The sequence below is a fragment of the Pseudomonas sp. Marseille-Q5117 genome, assembly GCF_946901175.1.
Lineage (GTDB): Bacteria > Pseudomonadota > Gammaproteobacteria > Pseudomonadales > Pseudomonadaceae > Aquipseudomonas > Aquipseudomonas iranensis.
Genome location: NZ_CAMPPP010000012.1, coordinates 1 through 17,038, shown reverse-complemented (window position 1 = coordinate 17,038; position 17,038 = coordinate 1). Strand labels below are relative to the sequence as shown.

The 17,038-nt window shown below is 61.3% G+C and carries 14 protein-coding genes and 1 riboswitch; of the genes, 2 read left to right on the top strand and 12 right to left on the bottom strand.

Annotation, left to right across the window (positions count from 1 at the left end; translation table 11 throughout):
• Positions 1–213 precede the first annotated feature (213 nt).
• The 9 genes from OC605_RS18575 to OC605_RS18535 form a co-directional block, all read right to left on the bottom strand.
• Complete coding sequence (locus OC605_RS18575; RefSeq protein WP_039756820.1) at positions 214–924, bottom strand: membrane integrity-associated transporter subunit PqiC; 711 nt, start codon at positions 922–924, stop codon at positions 214–216.
• Positions 925–1,109: 185 nt separating this feature from the next.
• Entirely contained in the window at positions 1,110–3,374 is a 2,265-nt protein-coding gene (parC, locus tag OC605_RS18570; RefSeq protein ID WP_197891739.1) for a DNA topoisomerase IV subunit A, read from the bottom strand.
• Between the two features lie 7 nt (positions 3,375–3,381).
• Entirely contained in the window at positions 3,382–3,906 is a 525-nt protein-coding gene (locus tag OC605_RS18565; RefSeq protein WP_262138716.1) for a TIGR02281 family clan AA aspartic protease, read from the bottom strand.
• On the bottom strand, positions 3,903–4,892 hold the full coding sequence (locus tag OC605_RS18560; RefSeq protein ID WP_122508568.1) for an esterase-like activity of phytase family protein: 990 nt from the start codon (positions 4,890–4,892) through the stop codon (positions 3,903–3,905). The genes OC605_RS18565 and OC605_RS18560 overlap by 4 nt, the downstream gene beginning before the upstream one ends.
• Complete coding sequence (gene parE, locus OC605_RS18555; RefSeq protein WP_024011346.1) at positions 4,892–6,799, bottom strand: DNA topoisomerase IV subunit B; 1,908 nt, start codon at positions 6,797–6,799, stop codon at positions 4,892–4,894. The genes OC605_RS18560 and parE overlap by 1 nt, the downstream gene beginning before the upstream one ends.
• A 41-nt stretch (positions 6,800–6,840) precedes the next feature.
• Positions 6,841–7,449, bottom strand: a complete 609-nt coding sequence (locus tag OC605_RS18550) for a YqiA/YcfP family alpha/beta fold hydrolase (RefSeq protein WP_071174223.1) — start codon at positions 7,447–7,449, stop codon at positions 6,841–6,843.
• Between the two features lie 290 nt (positions 7,450–7,739).
• Positions 7,740–8,555, bottom strand: coding sequence for a 3',5'-cyclic-AMP phosphodiesterase (gene cpdA, locus OC605_RS18545; RefSeq protein WP_262138713.1), 816 nt, complete (start codon positions 8,553–8,555; stop codon positions 7,740–7,742).
• A gap of 97 nt (positions 8,556–8,652) precedes the next feature.
• Positions 8,653–9,105: a DUF1249 domain-containing protein gene (locus OC605_RS18540; protein ID WP_016771972.1), complete on the bottom strand. Its 453-nt coding sequence runs from the start codon at positions 9,103–9,105 to the stop codon at positions 8,653–8,655.
• The gene (locus tag OC605_RS18535; protein WP_024011344.1) at positions 9,096–9,713 is read right to left on the bottom strand and encodes an NUDIX domain-containing protein; all 618 of its coding nucleotides are present in this window, start codon (positions 9,711–9,713) and stop codon (positions 9,096–9,098) included. Before OC605_RS18535 ends, OC605_RS18540 begins: the two co-directional genes overlap by 10 nt.
• Before the next feature lie 227 nt (positions 9,714–9,940).
• Between OC605_RS18535 and OC605_RS18530 the strand changes: the two genes are divergently transcribed.
• Positions 9,941–10,687 (top strand): RsiV family protein, encoded by a 747-nt coding sequence (locus OC605_RS18530; protein WP_016771974.1) that lies wholly within the window; start codon positions 9,941–9,943, stop codon positions 10,685–10,687.
• Here OC605_RS18530 and cytX read toward each other — a convergent pair.
• Entirely contained in the window at positions 10,656–11,948 is a 1,293-nt protein-coding gene (gene cytX, locus OC605_RS18525; RefSeq protein ID WP_262138711.1) for a putative hydroxymethylpyrimidine transporter CytX, read from the bottom strand. The genes OC605_RS18530 and cytX overlap by 32 nt on opposite strands.
• A gap of 140 nt (positions 11,949–12,088) precedes the next feature.
• On the bottom strand, positions 12,089–13,978 hold the full coding sequence (gene thiC, locus OC605_RS18520; RefSeq protein ID WP_262138710.1) for a phosphomethylpyrimidine synthase ThiC: 1,890 nt from the start codon (positions 13,976–13,978) through the stop codon (positions 12,089–12,091).
• 144 nt (positions 13,979–14,122) lie between these two features.
• Positions 14,123–14,228: riboswitch (TPP riboswitch) on the bottom strand.
• A 204-nt stretch (positions 14,229–14,432) separates the two neighbouring features.
• Here thiC and OC605_RS18515 point away from each other — a divergent pair.
• Positions 14,433–15,866, top strand: a complete 1,434-nt coding sequence (locus OC605_RS18515; protein WP_016771977.1) for a TolC family outer membrane protein — start codon at positions 14,433–14,435, stop codon at positions 15,864–15,866.
• 902 nt (positions 15,867–16,768) lie between these two features.
• On the opposite strand, the gene OC605_RS18510 is transcribed toward OC605_RS18515, so the two are convergent.
• Positions 16,769–17,038: hypothetical protein (locus OC605_RS18510; protein ID WP_262138708.1), on the bottom strand; the 270-nt coding region annotated here is incomplete at its 5' end.

Sequence of the window (17,038 nt, the reverse complement as noted above, 5' to 3'; positions counted from 1 at the left end):
CCGAGGTGTCTGGCGCCATATGTCGACCTGACAGAACTTGGCGATTATGGATTCACCTCCGCGCGTTCACGTCGGTGTAGCTATCGAATATCCCCCAATCGGTCCCCTCTCCCTCCGGGAGAGGGTTAGGGTGAGGGGCTCTGGATCTTCCACCCCACCTCCAGACACAACAAAGCCCGCACAAGGCGGGCTCTGTTCTGACGCGTTCCAGCCTCAGAAGCGAAACACTTCCATATCGGTACGAATCGGCGAGGCCATCGGAATCTTCGGCTGCTTCTCGGCATCCGCCGCCGGCGCTGCGGGTTTCGGCGCGGCCTTGCGCGGTGCCTCGGCCACTGGCGGCTGGTTGGCCAGTGGCTTGAGCGCCACCGACAGTTGCTCGGCCAGACGCTGCAACAGAATCCCCTGTGCCTGCACCTGGGAAGCGGTGCTGCCAGCATGCAACTCTTGCAGATGAATGATGCGGTTATCGCGCACCTTGCCGCGACGATCGATCAAACGCCACTGCGCATCGAGAATCGCCGGTTGTTTCGCTCCGGAATCCAGACGGGTGATGGTCAGCAAAACCTGCACATCCGGCGTGAACCCGGCGGTAGCAGGCGCCAGCACCACACGCTGGCTGTCCAGATGACCGGCGACCTGACGCATCAGCAACTGATCGATATCCGACGAAAGGCTGCCGGCCCAACGACCGTCGGTCGCCGCTTGCAGGCTGCCGTCCGGTTGACGTTGCAGCAGGGTTTCGCGTTGCAGGTAATCGGCTACAACCACCGGCCCCAGCAAAACCGCCATGCCCGCGCTTTGCGCAGGCTGAACCGGACTTCCGCTGTCCAGTTGGTACAGCGACACCGGCTGGTGAACGCTGCAACCCGCCAGGCCAAGAACGCCGGCGAGCAACAAAATAAGGGGGCGTAGAGCAGTCATCATCCCGTCCAGGTGGCCGCCACAAGGCTGACCACAGTGAAAATACTCAATAAATATGAAGAACGCTCGGCCACGCCGGCGCTTGAAAGGCCATATCATCCGTGAATATGCGTTCCGACTCCAGCGCCAAAGCGTCGATCTACGCGTTTAATCGCAGATCGAACGCTCTAGGAAGGCGTTCTCGCCTAATTGAGGTTTTCGACGAGCAGCGCATCGACCCGCTGAAAGCCCCGCGGAAGTTTGTTTCCGCGCCGTCCACGCTCACCTTTGTAGTGCTCGAGGTCGTCGGCTTTCAGTGACAGGGTCCGTTTGCCAGCCTGCAACACCAGGGTGGCGCCTTCCGGCAGAACGGCGATGTCCGTGACATATTCTTCGCGACTGGCCACGCGTTCACCGGAGATACCGATGATCTTGTTGCCTTTGCCCTTACCCAATTGTGGCAGATCACTGATTTTGAAGATCAGCAGGCGACCTTCGGTCGTGACCGAGGCCAGCCAGTTCTGCTCACGATCGGCCACAGGGCGCGGTGCGATGACCTTGGCGTTGTTCGGCAAGCTCAACAGCGCCTTGCCAGCCTTGTTCTTCGCTTGCAGGTCTTCGCCTTTGACCACGAAGCCATAACCGGCATCGGAGGCAATCACGTACAGCGCATCGTCTTCGGGCATCAGCACGCATTCGAACGAGGCGCCCGGTGGCGGCGTCAGACGGCCGGTCAACGGTTCGCCCTGACCACGGGCCGACGGCAAGGTATGCGCGGCGACCGAATAGCTGCGGCCGGTGGAGTCGATGAACACGGCAAACTGGTTGGAGCGCCCCGCCGCCGAGGTCTTGAAGCCATCGCCGGCCTTGTACGACAGACCGGTGGCGTCGATGTCATGGCCCTTGGCCGAACGTACCCAGCCCTTTTCCGACAGCACGACAGTGACTTTCTCGTTCGGCAGCAGATCGTGCTCGCTCAGCGCCTTGGCTTCGGCGCGCTCGACGATTGGCGAACGGCGGTCGTCGCCGTAGGTTTCGGCGTCTTTGAGCAGCTCGGTGCGCACCAGTTTCTTCAGCTTCGCTTCGCTGCCCAGCAGGGCTTGCAGCTTGGCCTGTTCCTTGAGCAGTTCGTCCTGCTCGTCACGCAGCTTCATCTCTTCCAGTCGCGCCAACTGACGCAAGCGGGTGTCGAGGATGTAGTCGGCCTGAATCTCGCTGAGGGCGAAACGCTCGATCAGCTTGGCTTTCGGGTGTTCCTCGGTACGGATGATGTGGATCACCTCATCCAGGTTGAGGTAGGCGATCAGCAAACCGTCCAACAGATGCAGGCGACGCTCGACCTTGTCGAGGCGGAATTGCAGGCGGCGACGCACGGTCAGCACGCGGAACTCCAGCCATTCGACCAGCAGCGCACGGAGGTTTTTCAGCTGCGGCTTGCCGTCCAGACCGATGATGTTGACGTTGACCCGGTAGGTCGACTCCAGCTCGGTGCTGGCGAACAGGTGCTGCATCAGCGCGTCGTGATCGACGCGGCTGTTGACCGGGATGATCACGATGCGGCACGGGTTTTCGTGGTCGGATTCGTCACGCAGATCGGCGATCTGCGGCGCTTTCGACGGTTTGGCCTGCATCAGCGCGGCAATCTGCTCCAGCACTTTGGCGCCGGAGACCTGATGCGGCAGCGCGGTAACGATGATGTCGCCGTCCTCGACGTGGTACACGGCGCGCATGCGCACCGAGCCCTTGCCGGTTTCGTACATCTTCAGCAGGTCGGCGCGCGGCGTGATGATTTCCGCTTCGGTCGGATAATCCGGACCCTGAATGTGTTCGCAGAGCTGTTCAACCGTGGCTTTCGGCTCATCCAGCAAGCGTACGCAGGCGGTGGCGACTTCGCGCAGGTTGTGCGGCGGCACATCGGTGGCCATGCCCACGGCGATACCCGTGGTGCCGTTGAGCAGAATGTTAGGCAGGCGCGCCGGTAATACCAGCGGCTCCTGCAGGGTGCCGTCGAAGTTCGGGCCCCAGTCAGCGGTGCCCTGGCCCAGCTCGCTGAGCAGCACTTCGGAATAGCGCGACAGCCGCGCTTCGGTGTAACGCATGGCGGCGAAGGACTTCGGATCGTCCGGCGCACCCCAGTTGCCCTGGCCGTCGACCAGCGTGTAGCGATAGCTGAACGGCTGCGCCATCAGCACCATCGCTTCGTAGCACGCCGAGTCGCCGTGGGGGTGGAATTTACCGAGCACGTCACCGACGGTACGCGCCGATTTCTTGTGCTTGGAATCAGCGTCCAGCCCCAGTTCGCTCATGGCGTAGACAATACGCCGCTGTACCGGCTTCAGGCCGTCGCCGATATGCGGCAAGGCGCGGTCCATGATCACGTACATGGAGTAGTTGAGGTAGGCATTTTCGGTGAAGTCAGCCAGCGATCGGCGTTCTACACCGTCCAGGCTGAGATCAAGGGAGTCGCTCATGCGGGCCTCATCGGTTCGTTGTCTGGCGCAGCAGCATGGTGCCACCGCGCTGGGTAAATTCAAGTCTGTTCAGGGCGCTCATGCCGAGCAGCACCTGATCGCCATGCAGTCCCGGCGCCACCAGTGCGCGGACATCCCGCAGGACGATGTCGCCCAATTGCAGGCGGGCAATCTTCGTTCGATAGCCCTGGCTCAGGCCGTTGGCCGTGCTCAGGGTCACGCCGAAACCTTCCTGCAGCTTCAAACGCTTGGCCAGATCCGCCGGGATTGCCACATCGGTGGCGCCGGTGTCGAGCATGAACTCGACCGGCTCGCCGTTGATCTGGCCGCTGGCGACAAAATGCCCTTGGGCATTGCTCGCCAGTTTCACTTCGACAAATCCTTCGCCCTGCTCCGACGTAACCACGATGTTCGGATTCTGCTGGCGCTGCTCCCACTGACCGAAAAACCGCGTCGCGAGAAACAGCGCCGCGCACCAGGCGAGGATCATCAACACCCGACCGGCACGCTTGCCCGGTGGCTGCTGGCTCATGGCCTGGCGCTCCAGCCACCGTCCGGCGCGGCGAAGCGCCAGACCACCGGGCGGACTTCGCCATCAGCACGCGGGCCAAAATTGTTGTCGACGCCGATCCACGCACCTTCGGCATCAATGATCAGCGCTTCCTCCAGTCCGTAGTTCTGCGAGTAGCGGCGATTTTCCTGCAACAGTTCGCCGGCATACGACCAGCACTGCTCGACCTTGGCCGTCTGCGCATCGCGACGGCAGATCTCGAAAGCGTTGCGCTCAAGGGTAAACAGCTTGCCGTTGAACAACGAAATGTCGGAAAAGTCGCGATGAACCGCTTTCGCCTTCGGAAACTGTGGCGGCTGCATCTCCTTGCCGCCCTCACTGAGCAGCACGCAGCGACCGTCACAATCCCACACCGTCTGCTGGCGTTTGATCAGCAGCAAACCACGTTTTTGCCGTTCGGCGGCCAGCCATATCTGATCACCGGCCGGGTTGATCGCCAGGCCCTCGAAGATCGAATTGAACTTGAGCAGCAGGCCGCTCGCCCGCGCTTCGCGAACCAGCAGCGGCGAGATTTTCAGCCAGTTCGCCGGGCCACTGACCGGCACCTGCAACACCGCCGCATGGGCCTCACTGACGATGTAGCGATTGCCGACGCTGTCGCAACTGATGCCCTCGAAATCCAGATCGCCACCGCGAATGAACGACGCCGCCCAGGTGCGCGAACTCAAGCCCCACGGCAAGCCGCTCTCCGGCACGGGCGGCACGTCGATGTGCACGGTTTGCGCCTGCCAGACCGGATCGCGGGTATCGAGCCGATAGATCTGCTCGTCATCGCGATCGGAAACCGTCCACAGCTCATTGCCGCACATGGCCAGCCCCGACAGGTTACCGCCGCGCATGCCTTCGACCGGGTGTTCGGAAAGCAGCCGCAATTGTTGCAGCGGCTCGGCCGACACGCTCAGCGCACTCAGCAGCAACGCACCCGCCAAGGCCCAGCCAAACTGCATCAGGCCAGCACCTCGGCGAGGTTGCCTTTGGATTCCAGCCAGGATTTGCGGTCGCCGGCGCGTTTCTTCGCCAGCAGCATGTCCATCATTTCCGAGGTTTCGGCGAAGTCTTCGCCCAGCGTCAACTGCACCAGACGCCGAGTGTTCGGGTCCATGGTGGTTTCACGCAGTTGCGGCGGATTCATTTCGCCCAGACCCTTGAATCGGGTGACCTGCGGCTTGCCGCGTTTCTTCTCGGCGACCAGGCGATCGAGAATACCGTCGCGCTCGGCTTCGTCGAGGGCGTAGTAAATCTCTTTGCCGAGGTCGATGCGGTACAGCGGCGGCATCGCCACATAGACGTGACCGGCATCCACCAGCGGGCGGAAGTGCTGGACGAACAGCGCACACAACAAAGTGGCGATGTGCAGACCGTCGGAGTCGGCGTCGGCGAGGATGCAGATCTTGCCGTAGCGCAGCTGGCTCATGTCCGCCGCGCCCGGATCGACGCCGATGGCCACGGCGATGTTGTGCACTTCCTGGCTGGCGAGCACTTCGCTGCCGTCGACTTCCCAAGTGTTGAGGATCTTGCCGCGCAACGGCAGGATCGCCTGGAATTCCTTGTCCCGCGCCTGTTTGGCCGAACCGCCGGCGGAGTCACCCTCGACCAGGAACAGCTCGGAACGCATCGGGTCCTGCCCGGCGCAGTCAGCCAGTTTGCCCGGCAATGCCGGGCCTTGGGTGACGCGTTTGCGCTCGACTTTCTTGCTCGCCTTGAGGCGACGACCGGCGTTATTGATCGCCAGTTCGGCCAGGGCCAGACCGGTTTCCGGGTTGGCGTTGAGCCACAGGCTGAAAGCGTCTTTCACCACTCCGGAGACGAACGCCGCCGCTTCACGGGATGACAGACGCTCTTTGGTCTGGCCGGAGAATTGTGGTTCCTGCATTTTCATCGACAGGACGAAAGCGATGCGCTCCCAGACGTCTTCCGGCGCCAGCTTCACGCCGCGCGGCAGCAGGCTGCGGAATTCGCAGAACTCGCGCATCGCATCGAGCAGGCCCTGACGCAGACCGTTGACGTGCGTGCCGCCCTGCGCGGTCGGGATCAGGTTGACGTAGCTTTCCTGCACCGCGTCGCCACCTTCCGGCAGCCACAACAGTGCCCAGTCGACCGCTTCCTTATTTCCGGCGAAAGCGCCGCAGAACGGCTCGTTCGGCAGACGTTCGAACTCACTGACCGCATCGACCAGATAAGAGCGCAGGCCGTCTTCGTAATGCCACTCGACTTTCTCGCCGGTGCCTTTGTCTTCGAAGCTGACCAGCAGCCCCGGGCACAACACAGCCTTGGCCTTGAGCACGTGCTTGAGGCGGCTGATGGAGAATTTCGGTGAGTCGAAGTATTTCGGGTCCGGCGCGAAGTACACGCTGGTGCCGGTGTTGCGCTTGCCGACGGTGCCGACGATTTCCAGCTCGGAGGCCTTGAAGCCGTCCTTGAAGGTCATCTGGTATTCGTTGCCGTCACGTTTGACCCGTACGCGCACTTCGGTCGACAGCGCGTTGACCACGGAAATACCCACCCCGTGCAGACCGCCGGAGAACTGGTAGTTCTTGTTGGAGAACTTGCCGCCCGCGTGCAGCTTGGTGAGGATCAGCTCGACGCCGGATACACCCTCTTCCGGGTGGATGTCGACCGGCATGCCACGGCCGTCGTCGCTGACTTCCAGCGAATGGTCGGCGTGCAGGATGACCTGCACCGATTTGGCGTGGCCGGCCAGGGCTTCGTCGACGCTGTTGTCGATGACTTCCTGGGCGAGGTGGTTCGGCCGACTGGTGTCGGTGTACATGCCGGGGCGTTTGCGCACCGGGTCGAGGCCCGAGAGGACTTCGATGGCGTCGGCGTTATAAGAACTAGCGCTGGGAGTGGCCATAAGGTCTCGTCGTCAGTCATTCATGAAAGAGGGGCAAGACTTCACAGCGTGGTGAAATCGATTGCCTGATACATATCGGCAGCCATGCCGGCAAAACTCAGCAACGCCGGCAATTGCCCGGCAAAGCCCTGGAAACTGTGGTCGCCACCCGCCTGAATGCGTAGGGCACAGGCGCGGTAATACTGTTGGGCGAGGCGATAATCCAGCGTTTCGTCGCCGGTTTGCAACCAGACCTGATAACGCTGCGGATCCTGCGGTGGCGGCACTTCCAGTTCGGCCAGCGCCGTGACGTGGTCGTGGGTCAGTTCCCAGGTTTCATCGGTGTAGAGGTTCTTCTGCGTGCCCAGATAACCATCGAACATCCGGTGCGGGCTGACCGCCGGGTTGACCAGCAGGGCTTTCAGGCCATGGCGCTCGGCCAGGTGAGTCGCATAGTAGCCGCCGAGCGAACTTCCCACCAGCAACGGCCGGCCCAGCTCGGCGATTGCCTGCTCGAGCTGACCGATGGCTTCGCGCGGATGGTGATGCAGCGCCGGCACGCGCAATTGCCCGCTCAAACCCAGCCGCTCCATGACCGCGACCAGCTGACAAGCCTTCTTTGAGGCCGGCGCGCTGTTGAAACCGTGGATATAGAGGATCGAACCGGACATTTGAGCTCCCTGGCTGTCGGCGAAAGATAGCGGAGTTTACAGGGAGAAGGACCGGGATTGGGGGTGGGTTCAATAAATTGGTGTGACAGCACAAGCTGCCCTCACCCTAACCCTCTCCCGGAGGGAGAGGGAACCGACTGGGGGATATTCGAGAGCTACACCGACCTGAACGTTATGCTGCGAATCCATAATCGATATCGCTGTTTCAGGCCGATGCACAGCCAAAGACACCGAGGTCGGCCCCCTCTCCCTCTGGGAGAGGGCTGGGGTGAGGGTCTTTGATTGTCAGTTCAGTAACCGTTGGAGCCGTAATCGACTGTGAACTCGAAGTCGGTGACTCTTTCGACGCCCGTTTCCAATTTCCCGTCCGGGAACAACCGCAGCCAGCGATACCCCGGCGCCTGCTCGCCCACTTTGAAATCCGCACTGCCCGGCTCGAACTGGATGCACGTCGAAGGCGAAGCCATCAAGCGCACGCCATTGCGTTCGCGATCGATTTGCTGATGCACATGCCCCCATAACACCGCGCGAACCTGTGGGAAACGATCCAGCACTTCAAAGAACGCTTCCGGGTTGCGCAGGCCGATCGGCTCCATCCACGCGCAGCCGATCGACACCGGATGATGATGCAGGCACACCAGATGATGACGCTCCGGCGCCTCGCTCAGCGCGCGGGCCAGCAGCTGCAATTGATCATCCTGCAAATAGCCCGGCACCGAACCCGGCACCGCCGAATCCAGCATGGTAACCCGCCAATTGCCGATATCGACCACTGCTTCCAGCAGCGTGCTTTGCACCGCCGCCTCGGCCATGACCATCGGCTCGTCGTGATTGCCGGGAATCCAGCGCGCCGGGGCATTGATCTGCGCGCTCATCTGGCGGAAGGCCTGATACGACTCCAGCGTGCCGTCCTGGGAAATATCTCCGGTCGCCAGCAGCAGATCGATCTGCGCCTGTTGCGCCAAAACCAGGTCGATGACCTGTTGCAGGCTCTCGCGGGTCTTCATGCCCAGCAGCTTGCTGTGCGCTTCAGCGAACAGGTGGCTGTCGGACAACTGCACCAGCAGCGCCGGGTCGGCGCTGGTAATTGTCGATACGCTGGGCAAGGCGCTCTCCCGGGGCTAGGCACGCAATGGATGGGTGCGGCAATTATGCTGGGGGATGACACAAAGGGGAAACCGCCGAAGCGGACGCAGTTCACAACTAGCGAACGACTTCGTACTCGTGCCCCAACGCCAGGCAATGACTCAGCCATTCGCCCAGAAACACATTGAGCTGGGCCTTTTCATCGGGCTGGTGCATGGCGGCGTTCGGGTAAGGATAGATGCCGCGAAAGCGTCGTGCATGCTCGGCGCTGACCACTTCGGCCATGCGCGCATCGTGATAGACCTGCACTTCCAGTTGCGGCACCGGCAGCCACGGCAGGCTGTGCTCCTGGCGTACCTGCAAGGTCGTGGTGTACGGGCAGGTCTGCAGCACTTCGAGGGCGAGCACGCCGAGCATCTGCTCGCCCTGGGTCACAGCGATACGCCGCGCTTCGGGTTCGTTGCGCATGTCCGGCAGCAGTCGCATCAGGCGCGCGTAGTTGGCCTCGCAGGCGGCTTGCAGCCCCACGAGGTCAACCCGATAACGATCGCGCAGCTTGTTTACGACCATAGCCCCCTCACTTCGGCGCGGTTCAGCGCCAGCCACTGCAAGGCGATGATGCTCGCCGCGTTGGCAATACGTCCGTCACGCACGGCCTGCAAGGCATCTTCAAAGGCCCAGACCGTTACGCGAATGTCTTCGGCCTCTTCTTCCAGCCCGTGCAGACCGCCGACACCGTCGGTGCTGCAACGCCCCAGATACAAATGCACGAATTCGTTGCTGCCACCCGGCGATGGGAAGTACTTGGTCATCGGCCACAACGCCTTGATGTCCAGCCCAGCTTCCTCCTGCGCCTCGCGGTGAGCAACTTCTTCCGGCTGCTCATCCTTGTCGATCAGACCAGCGACCAGCTCGACCAGCCACGGGTTGTCGGCCTTGCCCATGGCGCCGACGCGAAACTGCTCGATCAGCACCACTTCATCGCGCTGCGGATCGTAAGGCAGGACGCACACGGCATCGTGGCGCACGAAGATTTCCCGGTTGATCTCGCGGCTCATGCCACCGGCGAACAATTCATGGCGCAGGTGCACACGATCGAGCTTGTAAAAGCCCTCGTAGCATTTTTCGCGCCGCACGATATCGACGGCGGTCGGAATGGCGTTGGCAAAATCAGTCATGTTCATCCTCTTTACTGCATATCCTTTACGAGGTTTCCATGTACAACCGGCAACCTCGACTTCGCGCCATCCTAACGCGCCCGCACCGTTTGATGCAGCCCCTTTACCGTCAGCGGGATGGACGGTGAAGCTGAAACACACTCTAATCAGCTTAGTGGCGAACTGACTGCTCCGTTGAGAGTCGAAGCGGTATCTTTTTGCCTTCCCCTGCTTTCGAAAGGACGCCCATGTCGCTTTTCAAAATTGCCTCTGTGGCCGCTATTGCCCTGACTCTGGGCGCCTGTGCCAGCCTGTTCCAGCCTAACTATCGCACGCCGCTGGAAACCACCCGCGACGCCTCGGAACAACTCAAACCCGGCTGTTCCAATCCCGATTGCCCGCTGGTGAACATCGACACCCTGCGCTTCCCGGATGAGCCGGCACTGGACGGCATCATCGAAAAACGTCTGCTGCAAATGACCCGCACCGAGAAGAACGCGCCGGTCGCGCCAACCCTGGCCGCCTACCGCGAGCAGTTCCTCGCCAGCGCCGGCCCGCGCAACAGCAGCTATCTGCAAGCGAAAGTACGCGAGCAGCATGACGGACTGGTGATCATCGAGCTGTCGAGCTACCTCGACACCGGCGGCGCCCACGGCACGCCGGGTCGCGGTTTCATCAACTATTCGCGCCAGCAGCACAAGGTGCTGAACCTGTCCGACATGTTGCTGCCGGGTCAGGAAGAGGCATTCTGGAAAGCCGCGCAAGTGGCGCACAACAGTTGGCTGATCAGCACCAAGCTCGATCAGGAGGCGGAATTCGTCGCGAACTGGCCGTTCGTGAAAACCCCGCACGTGGCGCTGACCTACGGTGGCGTGATCCTCAAGTACGACGTGACCACCATCGCGCCCTATGCGCTGGGCCACGTCGAACTGAAGATCCCTTATCCGCGCCTGAACGGCATTCTCAAGCCTGAGCTGTTTCCCGGCCGTAACTGAAGGCCCGGCCCAGCACTAACTGCAACAGCCCTGCCAGCACCAGCGCCGGCAGGGTTGCGCCGACATCCGGATACAGATTCGCCAGCAAGTGGTAGGTGCTCACACCACCCAGCCACGCCAGCAACGCCGGCCAACGCAATGCGGCTGAGGCGACCTGAGCACTGCGCTTGCGCAGGATGAAGTGATCCACCAGCACCACGCCGAACAGCGGCGCAAACACCGAGCCGATCAACAGCAGGAAATTCTGGTACTGCGCCAACGGCGCCAGCAGTGCGATCAGCGTGCAGATCACGCCGATGGCCAAGGCCAGGTGCTCGACTTTCAGACGCAACAGAATCCCGCTCGAGACCGCTGCCGAATGTATATCGGCAAAAGCGTTTTCCGACTCGTCGAGCAGAATCAGCAACAGCGGAATGCCCAGACCGGCACCGGCCAGAGCCAGCAGCAGCGCATTGACTTCACCGCTCGGCGCAAACGCCAGGGTGTAGGCCACACCAAGGCTCATCAGCCAGAAATTACCGATGAAAAAACCCACAGCCGTGCCACCGAAAACATTCTTCGCGCGTTTGCCGAAACGCGAGTAATCGGCAATCAGCGGCAGCCACGACAGCGGCATGGCGATGGCAATGTCGAAGCCCACCGCGAATGGCATCGAACCGTCACCGGCACGCGCCCACAGTGCCGCGAGGTCGGCTTTGGCGAACAGGTTCCAGGTCAGCCACAGGCACGCGGCGAGCAACAGCCAGATGCCCCACTTGCGCAGAATCTGCCGCACGAACGTCAACGGCCCGCTCACCGCGAGCAAGGTCGCCAGCGTGCCGAAAAACAGCGTCCACAGCATCGGATTGGCCCACGGCGAACCTTCGCTGAAGGCGCGGGTGCCGAGCAGGCTGGCGGCGTCGCGCATGACGATGATTTCGAACGAGCCCCAGCCGATCAGTTGCAGCAGATTGAGCAGCGCCGGCAGGCTCGCGCCTTTGCTGCCGAGACTGAGTTTCAGCGCCGCCATCGATGACAGACCGGTGTCGCTGCCGATCACGCCGACGGCGGCGAGCAGCAGCACGCCCACCAGCGTGCCGAGAAAGATCGCCAGCAAAGAACCGGACAGACCCAGACCCGGCGCGAGCAATGCACCGGTCTGCAAAACCATCAGGCCGATGCCGAGGGAGAACCACAGGGAAAACAGATCGCGACCGCCGAAGACACGCTTGTCAGCGGGCACGGCGAGGTCGGGAGAATAAGTGCCGGGTTGAATGCTCAAGGGTGTTATCTCAAAGGGACATTTGTTGTGATCGTTCCCACGCTCTGCGTGGGAATGCCTCTCGGGACGCTCCGCGTCCAGTGACGCGGAGCGTCACGGGCTGCATTCCCACGCGGAGCGTGGGAACGATCAGTACGGGGTCAGACTTTCTTGTACAGCTGACTGCCTTCCTGTTTGAACCGCTCGGCCTGCTCAGCTAGCCCCTTGGCGACGTCCACATCGACCGCGTCGATGCGCTGGTTGGCCGCGTATTCACGGACTTCCTGGGTGATCTTCATCGAGCAGAATTTCGGCCCGCACATCGAGCAGAAATGCGCGACCTTGGCCGAGTCCTTCGGCAGGGTCTCATCGTGATAGGAGCGCGCGGTGTCCGGGTCCAGGCCGAGGTTGAACTGGTCTTCCCAGCGGAATTCGAAACGCGCCTTGCTCAGTGCGTTATCACGGATCTGCGCGCCCGGGTGTCCCTTGGCCAGGTCCGCCGCATGTGCGGCGATCTTGTAAGTGATGATCCCGGTCTTCACGTCATCCTTGTTCGGCAGGCCCAAGTGCTCCTTCGGCGTCACGTAGCAGAGCATCGCGCAACCGAACCAGCCGATCATCGCCGCGCCGATACCGGAAGTGATGTGGTCATAGCCCGGCGCAATGTCGGTAGTCAGCGGACCGAGGGTGTAGAACGGCGCCTCGTCGCAGCATTCGAGCTGCTTGTCCATGTTCTCTTTGATCAACTGCATCGGCACGTGGCCCGGGCCTTCGATCATGCATTGCACGTCGTGCTTCCAGGCAATCTTGGTCAGCTCGCCGAGGGTTTCCAGTTCGCCGAATTGCGCTTCGTCGTTGGCGTCGGCAATCGAGCCCGGACGCAGGCCATCACCCAGCGAGAAGCTGACGTCGTAGGCCTTCATGATTTCGCAGATTTCGTCGAAGTGGGTGTAGAGGAAGTTCTCTTTGTGGTGCGCCAGGCACCACTTGGCCATGATCGAACCGCCACGGGAAACGATGCCGGTCACGCGTTTGGCGGTCAGCGGCACGTAGCGCAGCAACACGCCGGCGTGGATGGTGAAATAGTCGACGCCCTGCTCGGCCTGTTCGATCAGGGTGTCGCGGAACAGCTCCCAGGTCAGGTCTTCAGCAACGCCATTGACCTTCTCCAGCGCCTGGTAGATCGGCACGGTACCGATCGGCACTGGCGAGTTGCGGATGATCCACTCGCGGGTTTCGTGAATGTGTTTACCGGTGGACAGGTCCATCACCGTGTCCGAGCCCCAGCGAATGCCCCAGGTCAGCTTCGCCACTTCTTCTTCGATCGAAGAACCCAGGGCGCTGTTGCCGATATTGCCGTTGATCTTCACCAGGAAGTTACGGCCGATGATCATCGGTTCCAGTTCGACGTGGTTGATGTTGGCGGGAATGATCGCGCGGCCGCGAGCGATTTCTTCGCGGACGAATTCCGCGGTGATTTCTTGCGGAATGCTTGCGCCGAAGCTGTGGCCGGCATGTTGCTGCTTGAGCAGGCCGGCCGCGCGCGCTTCTTGCAGCTTCATGTTTTCGCGGATGGCGACGTATTCCATCTCGGCAGTGATGATGCCTTTGCGCGCGTAGTGCATCTGGCTGACGTTGGCCCCGGCCTTGGCGCGGCGCGGGTTGTTGACGTGGGCGAAGCGCAGTTTGGTCAGTTCGGCATCGGCCAGACGCTGCTGGCCGAAGTTCGAACTCAGGCCCGGCAGGCGCTCGGTATCGCCACGGTCATCGATCCACGCTGAACGCACATCGGCCAGACCTTTGCGCACATCGATGACCACGTTCGGATCGGTGTACGGGCCGGAAGTGTCGTAGACAGTGACCGGCGGATTGATCTCGCCACCGAAATCGGTCGGGGTTACATCGAGGCTGATTTCGCGCATCGGTACGCGAATGTCCGGGCGCGAGCCCTGAACGTAGACTTTTTGCGAACGGGTGAACGGCTTGACCGACTGCTCGTCGACCTTGGCCGAGTCACTCAGGTTGATCGCGTTTTTTTCTTTTGTTGTCATCACAGGCTCTCCAGACGGCATCCAGCAGTGGATTGTCGGAGCAGAACCTGAAAGGCACGGACGCACCAGGACCGGTGCTGTGCATTCGCCATGGCGTTCGATTGTCGAACAATATCCCGGACGAAGCACAAGAGGACTCGCCGGGTGACGAGAAATCTTGTTCCCTACGCAGGCGCTAACCTGATCAGGTTCAACGGGATCCGAAATTATTCGATCTCAGCCTCATAGCAAGGCACCCCGACAAGAACCCGGCCAGTCTAGACACAACCATCAAGGAACGCCAACACCGCAGCGAACGCCATGATGAATGGCGTAAATACCCAGGCTGGCCGATTGTTGCCGGAGCAATGCGCAACTACACTCGCTGGGCCTGCTCAGCCTTGACGCTGTGCGGGCTGCGCCTTACCTTTGGCGCCCGGATTACTTCCATAATATTCATGCTAGGGATCGCCTCATGCTGCGCAAACTTTCATTGGCTGTTGCCGTGTCCTGTGCGTCCAACACAATGGCCTGGGCAGCGGAAGCACCCTTGTCGACCAAAACCGATCTGGTCAGCGTCTATCAGGAAGCGGTCGACAACAACGCCGACCTCGCGGCGGCCCGCGCCCAGTATGGCGCGCAGAAAGAAGTGGTGCCCCAGGCCCGCGCCGGTCTGCTGCCGAACCTGTCCGGTGGCGCCGAAGTTGCTGACGTGCGCACCTCGATCGACCAGCCTTCGGCCATCGCCAACCGCAGCGCGCATTCCTATCAGGCGACACTGGCGCAGCCGCTGTTCCGCGCCGATCGCTGGTTCCAGTATCAAGCGGCGAAGGACGTCAACGAGCAGGCCGCTCTGCAGCTGTCGGCCACCGAGCAGAACCTGATCCTGCAGAGCGCTGAAAGCTACTTCAACGTGCTGCGCAGCCAGGACAATCTGGCCTCGACCAAAGCTGAAGAAGCGGCGTTCAAACGTCAGCTCGACCAGTCCAACGAGCGCTTCGATGTCGGCCTTTCGGACAAGACCGACGTGCTGCAATCGCAAGCCAGTTACGACACCGCGCGAGCCAACCGCATCGTCGCCCAGCGTCAGGTCGATGATGCGTTCCAGGCGTTGATCACCCTGACCAACCGCCAGTACAACTCGATTCAGGGCATCGTTCATACGCTGCCGATCCTGCCGCCGGCGCCCAACGATGCGAAATCCTGGGTCGACACGGCGGCGCGGCAGAACCTCAATCTGCTCGCCAGCAACTACGCGGTCAGCTCCGCCGAGCAGACGCTCAAGCAGCGCAAGGCCGGCCACTTGCCGACCCTCGACGCCGTGGCGAAATACGAGAAAGGCGACAACGACGCCCTCGGCTTCGCCAACCCCAACTCGTTCGGCGCGCCTTATGGCGGCAACGTCGAGCAGAGCACCCTGGGCCTGCAACTGAACATCCCGATCTACAGCGGCGGGCTGACCAGTTCGCAAGTGCGCCAGTCCTATGCGCAACTGGATCAGAGCGAACAGCAGCGCGAATCGCTGCGCCGGCAAGTGGTGGAAAACACCCGTAATCTGCACCGCGCGGTGAACACCGACGTCGAGCAGGTGCAGGCGCGCCGCCAGTCGATCATCTCCAACCAGAGCGCGGTGGAAGCCACGGAAATCGGTTATCAGGTCGGCACACGCAACATCGTCGACGTGCTCGACGCGCAGCGCCAGCTGTACACCTCGGTGCGCAACTACAACAACACCCGCTACGACTACATCCTCGACAACCTGCGCCTGAAGCAGGCGGCGGGGACGCTGAACCCGGGTGACCTGGAAGACCTGCGGCGTTATCTGAAAGCCGACTACAACCCGGACAAGGATTTCCTGCCACCGGATCTGGCGTCGGCGGCTGAAGCGCAGCTCAAGGCCCGGCCATAAACAATCTGGATGAATCCCCTGTGGTGAGGGGATTTATCCCCGTTCGGCTGCGCAGCAGTCGTAAATCCTGCTTGTCAGATCTGACTGAATCGCCGCGCTGAATGGTTTTGGGGCTGCTTCGCAACCCAGCGGGGATAAATCCGCTCGCCACAGTAAGGCCCGGCCATAAACAATCTGAATGAACCTCTGTGGTGAGGGGATTTATCCCCGTCCGGCTGCGCAGCAGTCGTAAATCCTGCTTGCCAGATCTGACTGAATCACCGCGCTGAATGGTTTTGGGGCTGCTTCGCAACCCAGCGGGGATGAATCCCTGTGGCGAGGGGATTTATCCCCGTCCGGCTGCGCAGCAGTCGTAGATCCTGCTTGCCAGATCTGACTGAATCACCGCGCTGAGTGGTTTCGGGGCTGCTTCGCAACCCAGCGGGGATGAATCCCCTCACCACAGTAATATTCCAGGCGACTATTGGATCAGCCGCGCCAGACCATCCAGCCAAAGGCGCGGCCATGAAAAATCTGGAATGAATCCCCTGTGGCGAGGGGATTTATCCCCGTCCGGCTGCGCAGCAGTCGTAGATCCTGCTTGCCAGATCTGACTGAATCACCGCGCTGAATGGTTTCGGGGCTGCTTCGCAACCCAGCGGGGATGAATCCCCTCACCACAGTAATATTCCAAGCGACTATTGGATCAGCCGCGCCAGACCATCCAGCCAAAGGCACGGCCATGAAAAATCTGGAATGAATCCCCTGTGGCGAGGGGATTTATCCCCGTCCGGCTGCGCAGCAGTCGTAAATCCGACTTGCCAGATCTAACTGAATCACCGTGTTGAATGGTTTTGGGGCTGCTTCGCAACCCAGCGGGGATAAATCCCCTCACCACAGTAATATTCCAGGCGACTATTGGATCAGCCGCGCCAGACCATCCAGCCAAAGGCACGGCCATGAAAAATCTGGAATGAATCCACTGTGGTGAGGGGATTTATCCCCGTCCGGCTGCGCAGCAGTCGTGAATCCGGCTTGCCAGATCTGACTGAATCACCGCGTCGAATGGTTTCGGGGCTGCTTCGCAACCCAGCGGGGATGAATCCCCTCACCACAGTAATATTCCAAGCGACTATTGGATCAGCCGCGCCAGACCATCCAGCCAAAGGCACGGCCATGAAAAATCTGGAATG